This window comes from Alphaproteobacteria bacterium (assembly GCA_040216735.1).
Taxonomy (GTDB): domain Bacteria; phylum Pseudomonadota; class Alphaproteobacteria; order SHVP01; family SHVP01; genus CALJDF01.
The window spans coordinates 198,708-215,691 of sequence record JAVJOO010000001.1; the positions used below are offsets into that span (position 1 = coordinate 198,708).

Below are 16,984 nucleotides of genomic sequence, written 5' to 3' on the forward strand. Positions count from 1 at the left end.
TGCCGCTAGGATCGCCACCATGACCCAAAGCCTCGACCTCAAGGGCCTCAAATGCCCGCTCCCTGTCCTGCGCGCCAAGAAGACGCTCAAGTCGATGGCCCCCGGCGAAACCCTCGAGGTGCTCGCGACCGACCCCGGCGCGGTTAAGGACTTCCCCGCCTTTTGCCAGACCACCGGCAACACCCTCGAATCCTGGTCCGAGACCGACGGCGTCTTTCGCTTCGTCCTTAGGAAAAAAGCCTGATCTAGCTCCGGCGGAACGCCGTCGCCGCCACCCAGCCGCTGGCCAGCGCGATCACGATCGCGATGATCCCATAGAGCGCAGGATGATCGTGGGCGAGGTCGAAAATCGTGCGTTCGAGACCGGCCTTGCGGATCGCGAGCGGGCTCGACTGCTGATCGACAATGGCGCCGCCGCGCAGCAAATAGGTGTGCACGGTATAGTCGCCCTCCGGCGCGTTGGCCGGAAACACGATGGACGTCCGAAACAACCGCTCGCGGAACCGCACGCTGCCCTCGGCCTCGAAATAAAGGTCGTCGCGCCGTTTGTTGCGCAGGATCGCCTCGCGGAATTGCGCCAGTTCCTCGGGCGCCATCGCCGGCCCATCGCCCTTGACGTCCAAATCGAGATAGGTACCGCCCATCCGGTGCCGTGCCCGCACGGCGCGCGCCGCGATATCTTGGATCGGGCCACTCGACGCGACCGCGTAATAGGCGGGCACGTCCCGGAAGGTTACCGACTGCCGGTTCATCCAGATCCCGCCGACCCTAGCCTTTCGGCGGATCACCAAGTCCTCGCGCGGCCCCTCGACCACGACCACGACGTCGCTCGGCCCATCGACTGCCCCAAACAGGAGAATGTCCTGCCCGGTAAAGTTCGAGGTGATCGAGATCGAATCAGACGACATGTCGGCAACCAGTCCCTGTGCCGTCGCGCCGCCCGCCGCCAGGGTGATCCCCAGGGTCATACAAAAACATGCGGCGAAGACCCGGGTCATTCGGCGATCATCTCGCCGATCGAGAACAAATCGCCGGGCTCGAACACCAAGTCGACGATCAACTTGGCGCAGACCGCCAACACGATCACGCCAAGCAATGCCCGCAATTGCTCGCCGCGAAGCTTGCTGCTGACCCGCGCGCCGAACTGGGCACCGATCACCGCGCCTGCCAGCAACAGCACCGCCAGGACGACATCGACCGTCTGAGTGTTGATCGAATGGAGGAACGTCACGTTCGCGGTGACGAAGATGATCTGGAACAGCGAGGTCCCAACGACCACCGAAGTCGGCATCCCCAGCAAATAGATCATCGCCGGAATCATGATGAAGCCCCCGCCCACGCCCATGATCGCGGCCAGCAAGCCGACGAAGAAACCGACCAGGATCGGCGGGATCACGCTGGTGTAGAGCTTGGACTTGTGGAACCGCATCTTGAACGGCAGGCCGTGCGCCCAGTAATGCTGGTGCGCCTTCTTGCGGTAGGTCCCTTTGCGCGAACGCAAGATCAAGCGCACGCTTTCGATCACCATCAAGGTGCCGACGACGCCGAGGACCACCACGAAGGACAGCGAAATCACCAGATCGATCTGGCCGATCTCGCGCAGCAACTTGAACAGGAACGAGCCCACTGTCGAACCGATGAAGCCACCGACGACCAGGATCAGCCCCATCTTGATGTCGACGTTGCCGCGCCGCCAATGGGCGAGTACGCCGGAGACCGAAGCCGCGACGATCTGATTGGCCTCGGTCGCCACCGCCACCGCGGGCGGTACGCCGATGAAAATCAGCAGCGGCGTCATCAAGAACCCGCCGCCGACACCGAACAACCCGGAGAGAAATCCGACGCCGCCGCCCATCGCCAACACGACGAAGACGTTCAACGATATCTCGGCGATCGGAAAATAGATCTGCATGCGACGGCAAGAACCTGCCGGGCGTCCCAGGCCGGACGCAGGGCTACGAAAAACTACAAGATGAATTTGGATTATGCGCTGGTGCGTCGCATAATAAAAGAGTTGGCGCACCGCCGACATTGTTTCATCTCAAATCGCACCGCCCCGTTCCCTAGTAAGAAGTATCCGTGCGCCCGACCCCCCTGGACACCTCCCCGCCGGTCTCCGACGAGATCAAAGACACCACCTGCTACATGTGCGCCTGCCGGTGCGGCATCCGGGTCCACCTGCGCGACGGCCAGTTGCGCTACATCGAGGGCAACCCCGACCACCCGGTCAACGGCGGGGTGCTGTGCGCTAAGGGCGCCGCGGGGATCATGAAACAGCACTCGCCAGCCAAGCTGCGCAAGCCGCTCAAGCGAGTCGGAGAACGCGGCGCCGGCGATTTCGTGGAGATCGAATGGGACGAGGCGCTGGACATCGCCGCCGGCTGGCTCGGCCAGATCCGCGAGACCGACCCCAGAAAACTCGCCTTTTTCACAGGGCGCGACCAAAGCCAGGCCCTCACCGGCTGGTGGGCGACCCAGTTCGGCACCCCCAACTACGCCGCCCACGGCGGGTTTTGTTCGGTCAACATGGCCGCCGCCGGGCTCTACACGATGGGCGGCTCGTTCTGGGAATTCGGCGAACCGGACTGGGACCGGACCCGCTATTTCATGATGTTCGGCGTGGCCGAAGACCATGCCTCCAACCCGATCAAGATCGGCCTCGGCAAGGTCAAGGCCAACGGCGCCAAATTCGTTTCGGTTAACCCAGTCCGCACCGGCTACTCGGCGATCGCCGACGAGTGGGTCGGCGTGCGCCCCGGCACCGACGGCCTGCTGGTGTTCTCCCTGATCCGGGAATTGCTGCGCGCCGACCAGGTCGATTTCGCCTACCTCGCGCGCTACACCAATGCCGGCTGGCTGGTGATCCAGGATCAGGGCGGTCCCGAGGACGGCCTGTTCGTCCGCGACGACGCCGGCGCGCCGCAGTGTTGGGATATCGCCAAGGACGCTCTGGGCGATGCGCTGGACCGCGATGCAAAGCCAGCGCTCATCGGCCCCCGCACCCTCAAGGACGGCCGCATAGCGGTACCCGCATTCGAATTGCTCGCCCGCCGCTTCCTCGATCCGGCCTACGCGCCCGAGGCCGTGGCCGAACGCACCGGCGTGGCACCCGACACGATCCGCCGCTTGGCCGCCGAAATGGCCCACGCCGCCTTTGCCGAAGAAATCCGCCTCGATATCCCGTGGACCGACTTTGCCGGCCGGCACCACGACCAGATGATCGGCCGCCCGGTCAGCTTTCACGCGATGCGCGGCATTTCCGCACACAGCAACGGCTTCCACACCTGCCGCGCGCTGCACGTCCTGCAAGCGCTGCTGGGCAGTATCGATTGCCCCGGCGGCTGGCGTTACCGCCCGCCCTACCCCAAGGCGGCCCCCCCGGCGCTAAAGCCGACCGGACCGGTGAAGGCTCCGGGCGAGCCGCTGGCCGGCCCGCCGCTCGGTTTCCCGCGCGGTCCCGAGGACCTCCTCCTCGATCCCGCCGGCGGACCGCAGCGAATCGACAAGGCGTTTTCGTGGGAAGCACCGCTCGCCGCCCACGGCATGATGCACATGGTTATCCGCAACGCCTGGGCGGGCGACCCCTATCCGATCGACACCCTGTTCATGTTCATGGCCAACATGAGCTGGAACTCGTCGATGAACACCACCGAAACCATGAAGATGCTGACGGACAAGGACCCCGCCACGGGGGACTACAAGATTCCGCACATCATCTACTCCGATGCCTTCGATTCGGAGATGGTCGCCTACAGCGATCTGGTGCTGCCCGACACCACCTACCTCGAACGCTGGGACTGCATTTCGCTGCTCGACCGCCCCATTTCCGAACCCGGCGGCCCCGCCGATTCGATCCGCCAACCGATCCTTAAACCCGACCGCGACGTTCGCCCGTTCCAGGACGTCTTAATCGACCTCGGTGCCCGCCTCGGACTGCCCGGGCTGGTCGACGACACCGGCGCGCCGCGTTATCCGGGCGGATTAAGCGATTACATGCTGAACCACGAACGCAAACCCGGCGTCGGCATGCTCGCAGGCTGGCGCGGCGCGGACGGCAACGAACACGGCACCGGCGCGCCCAACCCGGACCAACTCGACCGCTACATCGCGAACGGTTGTTTCTGGAAGGGTGAAATCCCCGAAGACGCTTCCTATTTCCGCAACGTGAACCGCGCCTACCGCGCCTACGGCGAGAAGATGGGTTTCCTCGATACGCCCGACCCGGTGATCGTGCAGCTCTATTCCGAGGTACTGCAAAAGTTCCGCCTCGCCGCCCAGGGCCACGGCGCCGTGGTGCCGCCACCGGCGGCGCGCAACCGCATCGCCACCTACTTCGATCCGTTGCCGATGTGGTACATGCCCTTCGAGGAAGCCGCCGTGGACCGCGAGACGTTTCCGTTGCACGCGCTGACCCAACGCCCGATGGCGATGTATCATTCGTGGGATTCGCAAAACGCCTGGCAGCGCCAAATCCTCGGCAGCAACCGCCTCTATCTCGCCCGCGCCCTCGGCGCCAAACTCGGCGTTGCCGACGACGACTGGGTCTGGGTCACCAGCCACCAGGGCCGCATCCGCGCCCAGGTACGCCTGATGGACGGGGTCAACCCCGATACGGTGTGGACCTGGAACGCGATCGGCAAACGCAAGGGCGCCTGGGGTCTCGACCCTGACGCCCACGAAGCGACCCGCGGTTTCCTGCTCAACCATTTGATCGGCGACACCCTGCCGAACGCCGCCCATTCGAACGCCGATCCGGTGACCGGCCAGGCGGCGTGGTTCGACCTACGGGTGCGCGTCGAGAAGGCGGCCCCCGGCGAGGCCGGCGAATCCTGGCCACAGTTCGACGTGCTGCCCGGCACCAAACGACCCAGTACCCCCGCCGTACTGAAATACGGCGCGTCCTTCCGGAGCGGCGCATGACCGACCTGCCCCGCACCGCCCCGGCCCGCAAACTCGGGCTCGTCATCGATCTCGACACCTGCGTCGGGTGCCATGCCTGCGCCGTCAGTTGTAAAGAGTGGAATACTGGCGGCATTGCCGCGCCTCTCACTGACACCGATCCCTACGGCGCCGACCCCGACGGCGTGTGGTTCAACCGCATCCATAGTTTCGAGACCGACTCCGGCGCCAGCGGTCGCACCGTACACTTCCCGCGCTCGTGCCTGCACTGCGACAACGCCCTTTGCGTCACCGTGTGCCCGACCGGCGCGTCCTACAAGCGCGAAGAGGACGGCATCGTCCTGGTCGACGAAGACCGCTGCATCGGCTGCAAGCTGTGTTCCTGGGCCTGCCCCTACGGCGCGCGCGAATACGACGTCAGCGAAGGCGTGATGAAAAAATGCACGCTCTGCGTCGACCGCATCTACAACGAAAACATCCCACAAGCGCGCCGGGTACCAGCCTGCGTGTCGGCCTGCCCCGTCAGCGCGCGCCACTATGGCGACCTCGCCGACCCGACGTCCGACGTCAGCCGCCTGGTCGCCGAGCGTGGCGGCCGCGACCTGATGCCCGACCTGGGCTACGCCCCGGTCAACAAATACCTTCCCCCGCGCGCCGCCCCGGCGCCGGTTCCGGCGCTGCAACCGACCGCCGATTCGGTGGAGAGCAAGTTTCTCCAGTGGGTCGACCGCCTCCTTTCCTGACGTAGCGCGCACCCGACATGCATCCCGCTTTTTCCGTCATCTTCTTCACCGTCGCTTCGGGCACCGGCTACGGCATGTTGTTCCTGATGGCCCTGCTCGCCCTGGCCGGGCGTCTGCCGCTCGACCCGTGGTTCGCCTGGCCCGCCTTCGTCATCGCCTTTGGTCTCGTTACCGCGGGGCTGCTGTCTTCGCTGCTCCACCTCGGTCACCCCGAACGCTTCCTGAAGGCGCTCACCCAGTGGCGCTCGTCGTGGCTGTCGCGCGAGGGCGTGCTGGCGATCGCGACCTACGCACCGGCCGGTCTGTTCGCGTTGGGCTGGTTGTTTATCACCGCCGACCCTGCGGCACTCGGCGGCGTGATGGCGGTGTTGGCCGTGCTGACCGCCGCGCTCGCACTCGCCACCGTATTCTCGACTTCCATGATCTACGCCAGCCTCAAGCCGATCCCGCAGTGGCATCGGCGCGACGTGCCGCGCGCCTACTTGGTCCTCGCGCTTGCCGGCGGTGCGCTCGCCGTCAACGCCCTGGGGGCGCTCACCGGCTCGGTCACGCATCTGGTCCCGGCCATCGCTCTGATCGGGTTACTCTTGGCGCTCCTCGTCAAACTCGGCTACTGGCGCGGCATCGCCAGTCGCAAGAAGATCGCGACGGCCGCAGCGGCGACCGGGTTGGACGACGGTGTGCGGGTCCGTCTGCTCGACCCGCCGCATACCGAGCCGAACTATCTGCAAAAGGAAATGGCCTACCGGATCGCGCGCAAGCACGCCGATAAGCTGCGGCGCATTGCTCTGCTCGCCGGCTTCGCCCTACCGATCGTTTTGGTACTCGCGAGCTTCGGTGTAGGCGGCGGCGCGGCGGCAGCCCTCGCCGTAATCGCCGCCGTATCGGCCCACATCGGATTCGCGGTCGAACGGTGGTTGTTCTTCGCCGAGGCGACCCACACCGTCACGCTCTACTACGGCGCCGAGTCGGTCTAGACCGGCACGGACGCCGGACGCCGCCTAGAAGCGGCGCGACGCGCCCAGCGTGATCGCCGACGAACGGTTCTCGAAGTTCGGGATGTTGCTGCTCACCGTCGAGCGTTGGAACGTGCTCACGATGGTCCAATCCGGTGTGATCGGCACCGCGCCGGTCAGCGACCAGCGCCACTCTTGATCGCGCCGCTTGCGCCCCGACACAACCGTCGTATTGGGCTGATTGTAGTGGCTGGAGCTGCGCGTCACGCTCGCGCTCACGCTGGCCGGCCCCTCCTCCAGCGCCGGGATCGCGAACAGTTGGGTAAAGCTGCCGCCGATTTGGAATTCCCGGAACGCGTTGAAGTTCTCCTTGGCTTCCTGGCTCGCCGCCGAAGTTCGCACGCCGACCTGCTGGGTCTCGGACAGCACATAGGTCGCATCGGCGCTCAGCGAGGCCTCGACGCCCGATTGCTGGGAGGCATTCAGCCGTTCCGAATCGTTGCGGAAATGCTCGGACTTGCTCTCAAGATTGATCGTCGTGCGCAGACGCTGGCTCAACGGCATCACGATATTGGCGCCGAAGCCGACTGTGAACTGGTACCAAGAGTCCTGTAGGTAAACCATGTTGCCCAGGATGTAGGGCTTCATCGTGCCGCCCGGCACGAGGTCCTGGAGAAACGGCCCACGGATGCCGGTTTGCGCTTCCAAGAACACGATGTCGAGCTGCTTCTGTTTGTCCTGTTCCGAGACGTACAGCGTCCCCGAACTTTCGACGATTTCGTTGCGCTGGGTCAGCAAGTCGTAACTGTGACTGAGCTGGGCGGAGACGAAATAGTTTCGGTCCGCCTTGTTGGTGAACTGGTCGTCGAGTTGGGACGCGACGCCATTGGCCAAAACGTTCGGGCTGTTCGGCCCGGCGTTGGCATTGTCGGAATAACGCGCGCCAAAGAAGACCGAGCCGCTGAGGCTGCCGCGCGTCAACCGGCTGTCGATTTCGTCCAGAAACACCTGCACCCGCTCGATGACCTCGGGCGGCGCATCGGGGTTTTGCGACACCCGCGTCAGATACGTGCGGGCGATCGCGTAGGAACCGATCCGGAAATACAACACACCCAGTTCCAGGCGGACCCGGGGCAGGTCGGGATTGATCAGCAACATGCGTTCCAGCGCGCTGATCGCCGCCTCGAAGTTGCCCTTCTCGACCGCCAGTTCGGCGAAGCGGAACGACTTGTCGAGGTTACCCGGATCCTTGAACAGCGCTTGAAAGGCGGCGTCGTACTCCTTCTCAAGCTCGACCGGGTCGCGCGGCGTTTGTTGCGCCGCCGCGCCCCACGCAAGCGACACGCTGAAAAGCGCCGCGGCAACCAGACGGGCGAGCGATGCACCGCCGCGTTTAGCCCCAACCGTCACAAAAAACTCCATACTCGGCGCGATACCCGGCGACCGTCCGTAAACCCGCGCTAACGTCGCCGCATTTCAAAGCAACTTCAACCCTCTTGTTGCACCCAACCGGGATCCGATGCGGCCCTGCGGTGCGGCCCTAATCGCCCAGACAGCCAAAGAAAATACATCCGAAAATCGCTCGCCAGCGACCACAACGGGTAGGTAAAGGTGGCCGGACGGTTTCGCTCGAACACGCCGTGCCCGGCCCACGCGAAGCCGTACCCGCCGACCGCCGCGCCCGCCAGGAACCACAGGTTGCCGCCGATCGCCAACCCGGCCAGGCAGATCAGGGCGACGCTCGACCCGATGTAATGCAACCCCCGGCAGACGGGATTTGCATGCTGGCGCAGGTAGTACGGCCAGAAATCGGCGTAGGTCTGGGGTTTATCGCTCATCCGCGCCTGCCTAGATTGACGTTTACGTAAACGATACCTAGATTTTTCCAATGGAAGACGAAATCTACACCATCCAGCGTCTCGCGAGGGAATTCGGGGTGACCTCGCGCACCCTTCGCTTCTACGAAGCCAAGGATCTGCTGCACCCCACGCGCCGCGGTTTGAATCGGGTCTTCGATCACCGCGACCGGGGGCGCCTCAAACTCATCCTCCGCGGCAAGCGTCTCGGCTTCAGCTTGGCCGAGATCAAGGAGATGCTCGATCTCTACAACCTGGGCGACGGCCAGGTCGCGCAGCTCCAAGTGACGCTCGCAAAGGCGCGCCGCCGCCTCAAGGAACTCGAAGCCCAGCGCGAAGATATCGACGCGGCCCTCGTTGAATTACAAGACGGCTGTCGCCAAATCGAATCCATGTTGGAGGACAAAGGCGTCGACGCCCGGGAGGCCGCTGAGTGAACGACAGCCCGACTGTGCGCGGGCAGAACCTCTACGCCCGCGATCGCAACCTGCAGCGTCTGTTGACCCGGTCCTTCGGGGACGACCTCAAGCAATGGGCCCCCACTCTCGACTCTTTTGGCGCTTGGGTCGGCGACGCCGTCGATATCCAGGCCGAACACACCCACCGTGCCGCGCCGCCGGTGCTTGAGCCCTACGACCGCCACGGCCGCCTGACCAATCACATTCGCCATAACCCTCTGTGGGACCAAGTCGCGCGCGAGGTCTACGAACGCGGCGCGATCGGCCTCAACTATGGCCCAACGCCGGCGCCCTACACCGTCACCTTTGCCATCGGCTATTTGCTGTCTCAGGCCGACGTGTCGCTGCATTGCCCCGTCACCATGACCGGTGCGGTCGCCTACGTGCTTGACCGCTTCGCACCGGCCGACATGCGCGCGCGCTATCTGCCCGAACTGGTGCGCACCGACGGCAAGGCCCTCACCGGCGGCACCTGGGCCACCGAACTGCACGGCGGCAGCGATGTCGGTGCGACCACCACGGTGGCCCGCACGGAAGGCGATCATGTCCGCCTCACCGGCCTCAAATGGTTCGTCAGCAACACCAACGGCGGCCTCGCCGTCGCCACCGCCCGCCCACCTGGTGCGCCCGAGGGCTCCAAGGGCCTCGGCCTCTACCTCGTACCGACCCATATCGACGGCGATCCCAATTCGTTCCGCATCCGGCGGCTCAAGGACAAACTCGGAACCACCGGCGTCCCCACCGGCGAGGTCGACCTGATGGACGCCTGGGCGCTCGAAATCGCGCCCCCGCCGGTCGGCTTCAAGTTGATGATGGAAGCGCTCGGCTTCAGCCGCATCCACAACGCCGTCGGCGCCGCCGGCCTCGCGCGCCGCGCCTTCCTCGAAGCCGTCACCTATCTCAGCCGCCGCGAGGCCTTCGGCCACAACGTCCTCAGCTATCCGATGATGCAGGACGAACTGCTGGCCATGCTGGTCCGCCTCGAATCGGGCACCGCAATGGCCTTCGCCGCCGCCAATGCGTTCGACGCGGCCCACGTTACCGATCTCGACGACGACACCGCCGCACGTGCGTGGCTGCGCTTGACCACCGCGCTCGCCAAGTACCAGACCGCCGACGACGCCAACGTGCTGGCCCGCGCCGCCATCGAACTGATCGGCGGCAATGCCTACACCTACGATTACGTGACCCCGCGTCTACTGCGCGACGCGCAGGTGCTGACCGTGTGGGAGGGCCCGGCCAACATCCAGGCGCTTGAAGTCCTGCGGATGATCGGCAACCGGGCGCCCGGTTTCGAGGCGTTGATCGAACGGGTCGAAGCGATCCGCGAAGCCGCCCCCGATGCACTTGGTTCCCTAACCCAGCGGCTCGGACGCGCGGTGCAGGATTGCCGCGACGCGGTCGCCTACGTCCGCGGCGATGCCGCCGAGGCCCAGCGCCATGCCCGCCGGTTGATGATCCTGCTCGGCGACACGCTCGGCGCCGCCTTGCTACTCGACGAGGCGACCCACGATCTCGCGGCGGGCGACGCCCGCAAGGCCCTCGTCTCGCGCCTCTATATGGATGCCCGTTTTCCTGAGACTATCGCCCGCGGGATCGGCCCGGGCGGGGATTGGGCCAATCGTCATTTCGACGCGTTGATCGGTTTCGAACCGATTGCCGCGGACAGCCAACTCATGCGCGCGGTCGGATGACCGCGGCAGGATCCACAGGAGAAGGTCTATGAAAAACGTTGTGATTGCCGGTTACGTGCGCTCGCCCTTCCACCTCGCGCGCAAGGGCGACCTCGCCAAGGTACGCCCCGACGAAATGGCCGGCCAAGTGGTCAAGGCCTTGATCGAGCGCACCGGCGTCAATCCCGCCGACATCGAAGACCTGATCATGGGCTGCGCCTTTCCCGAAGGCGAACAGGGCTTCAACGTCGCCCGCATCGTCGACTTCCTAGCCGACCTCCCGATCACCGTGGCGGGCACCACGGTCAATCGCTTCTGCGGCTCGTCGATGCAATCGATCCACATGGCGGCAGGGGCCATCCAAATGAACGCGGGCGAGGCCTTTGTCTGCGCTGGCATCGAATCGATGACCCGGGTGCCGATGGCCGGCTTCAATCCCTCGCCCAGCCCCAAGCTCTACCAAGAGCACCCCGAAGTTTACATGTCGATGGGCGAGACCGCCGAAAACGTCGCGCGCAAATACAAGATAGACCGCGCCCGCCAAGAAGAATTCGCCGTCCTCAGCCACAAGAAGGCCGCCGCCGCGCGCGACGCCGGTAAGTTGGTGGACGAAATCGTCGCCATCGAACAGGGCAACCTGCGGGTCGAGCAGGACGGCGCAATCCGCCCCGACACCACCGCCGAAATCCTCGCCGGTCTCAATCCGGCGTTTTCCGAAAAGGGCACCGTTACCGCCGGCACCTCGTCACCGCTGACCGACGGCGCCTCCGCCGTTCTGGTGTGCAGCGAGGACTACGCCAAGGCCAACGGCCTGGAGACCATCGCCCGCATCCGCAGCATCGCCGTCTACGGTTGCGCCCCTGAAACGATGGGCATGGGACCGGTCGGTGCAACAAAGAAGGCGCTCGACCGCGCTGGCGTCACCATCAAGGACATCGACGTCATCGAACTGAACGAAGCCTTTTCGGCCCAGGCGCTGGCGGTCATCGACGAAGCCAAGATGGACATGGACAAGGTCAACATCGACGGCGGCGCCATTGCGCTGGGCCACCCACTCGGGGCAACCGGCGCACGGATCACCGGCAAGGCCGCGAGCCTGATGAAGCGCGAGGGCAAGAACTTGGCCCTGGCGACCCAATGCATCGGCGGCGGCCAAGGCATCGCCACGGTACTCGAAGCGGCCTAGGCCGCAGCCTGCCCTACCCAACGCGCGGCTAGGGCGGACGACACCGCGACACACAGGCATCAGCGCACCGCGCACCGCGCAACGAAGGATCGGTCGAGAGGAACATATGAGTGAAATCAAGAAAGTTGCGGTACTCGGTGCCGGCGTCATGGGGGCCGGCATCGCCGCCCAGATCGCCAACGCCGGCGTTCCCGTCGTCCTCCTCGACATCGTCCCCGACGGCGCTAACGACCGAAGCGCGATCGCTAAGGGCGCGATCGAACGGATGCACAAGACCAATCCCGCGCCGCTCATGCACCGGCGCAATGCCAAACTGATCACCCCCGGCAACCTCGAGGACGACCTCGGCCTCCTCGCCGACTGCGATTGGATTTGCGAGGCCGTGCTCGAAAACGTCAAGGTCAAGCACGACGTCTACAAGAAGGTCGACGCCAACCGCAAGAAGGGCGCGATCGTCACCTCGAATACCTCGACCATCCCGCTCGCCAATCTTTTGGAGACGCTGCCCGACAGCTTCGCCGCCGATTTCGCGGTCACCCACTTCTTCAATCCGCCGCGCTATATGCGCTTGCTCGAAATCGTCGCCGGTCCCAAGACCAAGCCCGCCGTGATCGACACCCTGCGCGCCTTTGGCGACGTGCGCCTGGGCAAGGAAGTCATCGACTGCAACGACACGCCCGGTTTCATCGCCAACCGGCTCGGCATTTTTTGGAGCATGGTCGCGACCCAAAAAGCCTACGACCTCGGTCTCAGCGTGGAAGAGGCCGACGCCATCGTCGGTCGCCCGATGGGTATTCCCAAGACCGGCATATTCGGCCTGATGGATCTCACCGGCATCGACCTCAAAGACCACGTGTTGGGTTCCATGGCCTCCCTGCTGGCCAAGGGCGACGCCTTCCACAACCAGTTCGACAAAGCCCATCCGCTCAACGCGATCACCGACAAGATGGTCGCCGACGGCTACACCGGCCGCAAAGGCAAGGGCGGGTTCTACCGCCTCGTGCGCAACGGCGCCGATAAGACCAAGGAAGCGATCGACTTCAAGACCGGCGCCTACCGCGCCGTCGTCAAGCCGCGCCTGGGCAGCGTCGAGGCCGGTCGCCAGGGCTTGCAGGCTTTGGTCGAGTTCGACGACCGCGGCGGCGCCTACGCCTGGGCGGTGCTCTCCAACGTGCTGAAATACGCCGCCGACCTGATCCCCGAAATCGCCGAAGACATCGTCGCAGTCGATAACGCGATGAAGGCCGGCTACGCGTGGAAATACGGCCCGTTCGAACAGATCGACCAACTCGGCACCGGCTACTTCGCCGAGCGCCTCGAAAAGGAAGGCCTCGCCGTCCCCGCACTCCTCAAGACCGCCAAGGGCCGTCCGCTCTACCGCGAAGAGGGCACAAAGCGACAGTTCCTCGGCCTCGACGGCAATTACCACGACGTGGTGATTCCCGACGGCGCGTGGATGTTGGCCGACGTCAAACGCGGTAAGGAACGCCTCGACGGCAACGGCTCGGCCAGCCTGTGGGATCTGGGCGACGGCGTCGCCTGCCTCGAATTTCACAGCAAGATGAACTCGATCGATTCAGGCACGATCGAGATGGTCAAGAAGGCCGCCAAGATCGACAAGAAAGGCTTCAAGGCCCTCGTCGTCAACAACGACGCCGACAACTTCTCGGTCGGCGCCAACGTCGGCCTCGGCCTGTTCGCGGCCAACACCGCGATGTGGCCAGTGCTGGAAATGAGCATCAAGGAAGGCCAAGACGCCTACATGGCGCTCAAATACGCGCCTTTCCCGGTCGTCGCCGCACCGGCGGGCATGACGCTCGGCGGCGGGTGCGAGATTTGCCTCCATTCGGACGCCGTGCAGGCCCACGCCGAATTGTATATGGGCTTGGTCGAGGTCGGCGTCGGCTTGATCCCGGGCTGGGGCGGCTCCAAGGAAATGGTGCTGCGCCACGTCACCAACAAGAAGCGCCCGGGCGGCCCCATGCCGCCGGTCGGCGAAGCCTTCCAAACCATCGGGTTGGCCAAGGTCTCGAAGTCCGCCGCCGAAGCCCGCGACCTGTTGTTCCTGCGCGACGGCGACGGTGTCACCATGAACCGCCGACGGGTTCTCGCCGACGCCAAGCAAAAGGCCCTCGACCTCGCCAAGGATTATGCGCCGCCCGAAAAGGACATCGAAGTCAGCCTGCCCGGTCCGACCGCGCGGGTCGCGCTCGACATGGCTGTCGCCGACCTCGCCAAGGCCGGCAAGGCGACGCCGCACGACGTCACCGTCTCGCACGAGCTGGCGACGGTGCTGTCAGGCGGCGACACCGACGTTACCGAAACGGTCACCGAGAAAGACCTGCTCGCCCTCGAACGCGCGGCGATGGCGCGGCTGTTCCGCATGTCGCCGACGCTCGACCGAATCGAGCACATGCTGTCCACCGGCAAACCGCTCCGCAACTAGTTCAACGAAACGAGGACCGCCCTCATGCCGACCTATCAAGCGCCGCTCGCCGACATGCGCTATCTCCTGAACGACGTTCTCGAGATCGGCCGCTACGACAATCTGCCGGGCTTCTCCGATGCCAGCGCCGACATCGTCGACGCCATCCTCGAAGAGGGCGCGAAGCTCACCCAAGAAGTCCTCCAGCCACTCAACCAATCGGCCGATGAGGAGGGCTGCCACTGGTCTGCCGATGGCGTGACCACGCCCAAGGGCTACAAAGAGGCCTACAAAACCTTCGTCGAAGGGGGTTGGACGTCGCTGACTTGCGAACCCGAACACGGCGGCCAAGGTCTGCCGATGGTCCTCGGCATCGCTTTTTCGGAAATGATCATCTCGGCCAACATGTCCTTTGGCACCTACCCCGGTCTCGCCCGCGGCGCCTATGAAGCGATCAAGCGCTCGGGCTCGGACGACCAAAAGGCGCTCTACCTGCCCAAGCTCGCCAGCGGCGAATGGGGCGGCACGATGAACCTGACCGAACCGCATTGCGGCACCGATTTGGGCCTGCTGCGCACCAAGGCCGAACCGCAAGCCGACGGCAGCTACAAGATCACCGGCACCAAGATCTTTATCTCAGCCGGCGAACACGACCTCACCGACAACATCATCCATCTCGTCCTGGCCCGCCTGCCCGACGCGCCGGAAGGCATCCGCGGCATCAGCCTGTTCATCGTCCCCAAGTTCATGGTTGCGCCCGACGGATCGGTCGGCACCCGCAACGGCGTCACCTGCGGCTCGATCGAACACAAGATGGGGCTCAAGGGCTCGGCGACCTGCGTGATGAACTACGACAACGCCACCGGCTACCTGATCGGCGAACCCAACAAGGGCATGCGCGCGATGTTCGTGATGATGAACGAAGCGCGCCTCGGCGTCGGCGTCCAGGGCCTCGGCCTCTCCGAGGTCGCCTACCAGAACGCCGCGACCTACGCCAAGGAACGCATCCAGGGCCGCTCGCTGGCCGGCGCGCAACACCCCGACAAGGCCGCCGACCCGATCATCGTGCACCCCGACGTGCGCCGCATGCTGCTCAACGCCCGCGCCTTCAACGAAGGCGCCCGTGCGCTGGCAATGTGGACCGCGCTGCATATCGATCTGTCGGAAAAACACCCCGACGAAACCGTGCGCAAGGACGCCGACGACCTCGTCGGCCTGGTCATGCCGGTGGTCAAGGCGTTCCTCACCGACACCGGGTTCGAGAACATCAACCTCGCGCTGCAATGCTACGGCGGCCACGGCTACATCCGCGAACACGGCATGGAACAGTTCGTCCGCGACGCCCGCATCACCCAGCTCTACGAGGGCACCAGCGGCATCCAAGCGCTCGATCTGGTGGGCCGCAAACTCCCGCAAGGTACCGGCCGCCTGCTACGCCAGTTCTTCCACCCGGTCGATCAGTTCATCCAAGAAAACGCCGAGGACAAAACCATCGGCGACCTCACGATGAACCTCGCCAAATCCTTCGCCCGCCTGCAACAGGCCACCGCCTGGATCGCCGAAAACGGCCTCAAGGATCCCATGCAAGCCGGCGCCGCCAGCGCCGACTACCTCAAAATGTTCGGCCTCGTCGCCTTGGGCTTCATGTGGGCCCGCATGGCCAAGGTCAGCGCCGCCAAAATCGCCGGCGGCGAAGGCGACAAAGCCTTCCACGAAAACAAACTCAAACTCGCCCACTACTACATGACCAAAGTCATGCCCGACACCTCGTCGCTCCTGTCAAAAATCACTGCCGGCGCCGACCCCGTCATGGCGTTCGCGGAAGACGCGTTCTAAGCGCGCAAACAACCTTCGCCCCAACAAGACCCCGTCATCCTGAGCCGACTGGACCGCGCCTGGGCGCGGACCAGTCGTGTCGAAGGGCTACCCCTCCCGCGTCGTCCAGCGCGGTTTGCGCTTGGCGAAGAATGCGTCGAGCCCCTCGCGGCCGTCGCCGTCGCGCGATCCTTCGGCGACCAGCCGGGCGCCCTCGTCCAGCACCAGCGACAGCGGCGCCGTGCCGACCTTGGCGATCAACGCCTTGGACTGCGCCACCGCCGTGGGCGAGCGCCCCTTGATCTGATCCAACACCGTGCGCAACGCCGCCTCCGCTTCCGCGTCGTCGGCACATAGGTGGGTGACCAGCCCGGCGCGGTGCATCTCCACCCCGTCGACCGCATCGCCAGTAACGACCAAGCGGCGCGCATAATGCGCACCCAGCCGCATCGTCACGAACGGAATGATTTGCGCGCCGGGCAAGCCAAAACCGGTCTCGGGCATCGCGTAGGTCGAATCGCGTTGCGCAATCACCACGTCGGCGGCACAGATCAACCCGAACCCGCCGCCGCGCGCTGCACCGTGCACCACCGCGATCACCGCCTGCGGCGCCGCGTCGACCGCGGTCAGCAGATCGCCGAAGCGCCGGTTGACCTCATACAGAACGTCGGGTGCGCCCGGCGCCGGCGGGTCGAGCGCATCGGTCATGTCCTTCAAATCGCCGCCGGCGCAAAAATGCTTGCCCGCGCCGCGCAGGACGACCGCCGCGATATCGCGCCGGGTGCGCACGGCCTCGAACACGGCCGACAATTCCTGTGCCATGGCCGCACTCATGGCGTTGCGCGCCTCGGGCCGGTTCAGCGTCACCGTCAAATGAAAGCCCGCCTGCCGCAACGTCAACCACTCGCACGCCGGAAGATCGCCCGTCATGTCATTGCCTCGCCATAGTTTGACCGCCCCGGCTTTGCTACGC

14 protein-coding genes are annotated in these 16,984 nt (G+C 65.1%); 9 read left to right on the top strand and 5 right to left on the bottom strand.

Features of this window, described 5'->3' with window-relative positions; genetic code table 11:
• The first annotated feature begins 19 nt into the window (after window positions 1-19).
• Complete coding sequence (locus RID42_00985; protein MEQ8246232.1) at window positions 20-244, top strand: sulfurtransferase TusA family protein; 225 nt, start codon at window positions 20-22, stop codon at window positions 242-244.
• Window position 245: 1 nt separating this feature from the next.
• Here RID42_00985 and RID42_00990 read toward each other — a convergent pair whose 3' ends face one another.
• Entirely contained in the window at window positions 246-998 is a 753-nt protein-coding gene (locus RID42_00990; protein MEQ8246233.1) for a TIGR02186 family protein, read from the bottom strand.
• Window positions 995-1,912 carry a sulfite exporter TauE/SafE family protein gene (locus RID42_00995; GenBank protein MEQ8246234.1) on the bottom strand — a complete coding sequence of 306 codons (918 nt, stop codon included), beginning with the start codon at window positions 1,910-1,912 and terminating at the stop codon, window positions 995-997. The genes RID42_00990 and RID42_00995 overlap by 4 nt, the downstream gene beginning before the upstream one ends.
• A 167-nt stretch (window positions 1,913-2,079) precedes the next feature.
• Here RID42_00995 and RID42_01000 point away from each other — a divergent pair, with 167 nt between their 5' ends.
• From RID42_01000 to RID42_01010, 3 genes are read left to right on the top strand one after another with little or no spacing between them, the layout of a single operon-like run.
• Window positions 2,080-4,920: a molybdopterin oxidoreductase family protein gene (locus RID42_01000; protein ID MEQ8246235.1), complete on the top strand. Its 2,841-nt coding sequence runs from the start codon at window positions 2,080-2,082 to the stop codon at window positions 4,918-4,920.
• Window positions 4,917-5,642 (top strand): 4Fe-4S dicluster domain-containing protein, encoded by a 726-nt coding sequence (locus RID42_01005; GenBank protein ID MEQ8246236.1) that lies wholly within the window; start codon window positions 4,917-4,919, stop codon window positions 5,640-5,642. The genes RID42_01000 and RID42_01005 overlap by 4 nt, the downstream gene beginning before the upstream one ends.
• A gap of 17 nt (window positions 5,643-5,659) precedes the next feature.
• Window positions 5,660-6,619, top strand: a complete 960-nt coding sequence (locus RID42_01010) for a DmsC/YnfH family molybdoenzyme membrane anchor subunit (protein MEQ8246237.1) — start codon at window positions 5,660-5,662, stop codon at window positions 6,617-6,619.
• Window positions 6,620-6,643: 24 nt separating this feature from the next.
• On the opposite strand, the gene RID42_01015 is transcribed toward RID42_01010, so the two are convergent.
• The gene (locus RID42_01015; protein ID MEQ8246238.1) at window positions 6,644-8,008 is read right to left on the bottom strand and encodes a tetratricopeptide repeat protein; all 1,365 of its coding nucleotides are present in this window, start codon (window positions 8,006-8,008) and stop codon (window positions 6,644-6,646) included.
• A 77-nt stretch (window positions 8,009-8,085) separates the two neighbouring features.
• Complete coding sequence (locus RID42_01020) at window positions 8,086-8,436, bottom strand: DUF962 domain-containing protein (GenBank protein ID MEQ8246239.1); 351 nt, start codon at window positions 8,434-8,436, stop codon at window positions 8,086-8,088.
• Between the two features lie 50 nt (window positions 8,437-8,486).
• On the opposite strand from RID42_01020, the gene RID42_01025 reads away from it, so the two are divergent.
• From RID42_01025 to RID42_01045, 5 genes are all read left to right on the top strand, one after another.
• Window positions 8,487-8,891 carry a MerR family DNA-binding transcriptional regulator gene (locus tag RID42_01025; protein ID MEQ8246240.1) on the top strand — a complete coding sequence of 135 codons (405 nt, stop codon included), beginning with the start codon at window positions 8,487-8,489 and terminating at the stop codon, window positions 8,889-8,891.
• Window positions 8,888-10,606, top strand: a complete 1,719-nt coding sequence (locus RID42_01030; protein ID MEQ8246241.1) for an acyl-CoA dehydrogenase family protein — start codon at window positions 8,888-8,890, stop codon at window positions 10,604-10,606. The genes RID42_01025 and RID42_01030 overlap by 4 nt, the downstream gene beginning before the upstream one ends.
• Before the next feature lie 28 nt (window positions 10,607-10,634).
• Window positions 10,635-11,771 (top strand): thiolase family protein, encoded by a 1,137-nt coding sequence (locus tag RID42_01035; GenBank protein MEQ8246242.1) that lies wholly within the window; start codon window positions 10,635-10,637, stop codon window positions 11,769-11,771.
• A gap of 106 nt (window positions 11,772-11,877) precedes the next feature.
• Window positions 11,878-14,217, top strand: coding sequence for a 3-hydroxyacyl-CoA dehydrogenase/enoyl-CoA hydratase family protein (locus RID42_01040; GenBank protein ID MEQ8246243.1), 2,340 nt, complete (start codon window positions 11,878-11,880; stop codon window positions 14,215-14,217).
• 24 nt (window positions 14,218-14,241) lie between these two features.
• Entirely contained in the window at window positions 14,242-16,032 is a 1,791-nt protein-coding gene (locus tag RID42_01045; GenBank protein MEQ8246244.1) for an acyl-CoA dehydrogenase C-terminal domain-containing protein, read from the top strand.
• Between the two features lie 87 nt (window positions 16,033-16,119).
• Here RID42_01045 and RID42_01050 read toward each other — a convergent pair whose 3' ends face one another.
• Complete coding sequence (locus RID42_01050) at window positions 16,120-16,941, bottom strand: enoyl-CoA hydratase/isomerase family protein (protein MEQ8246245.1); 822 nt, start codon at window positions 16,939-16,941, stop codon at window positions 16,120-16,122.
• Window positions 16,942-16,984 lie beyond the last annotated feature (43 nt).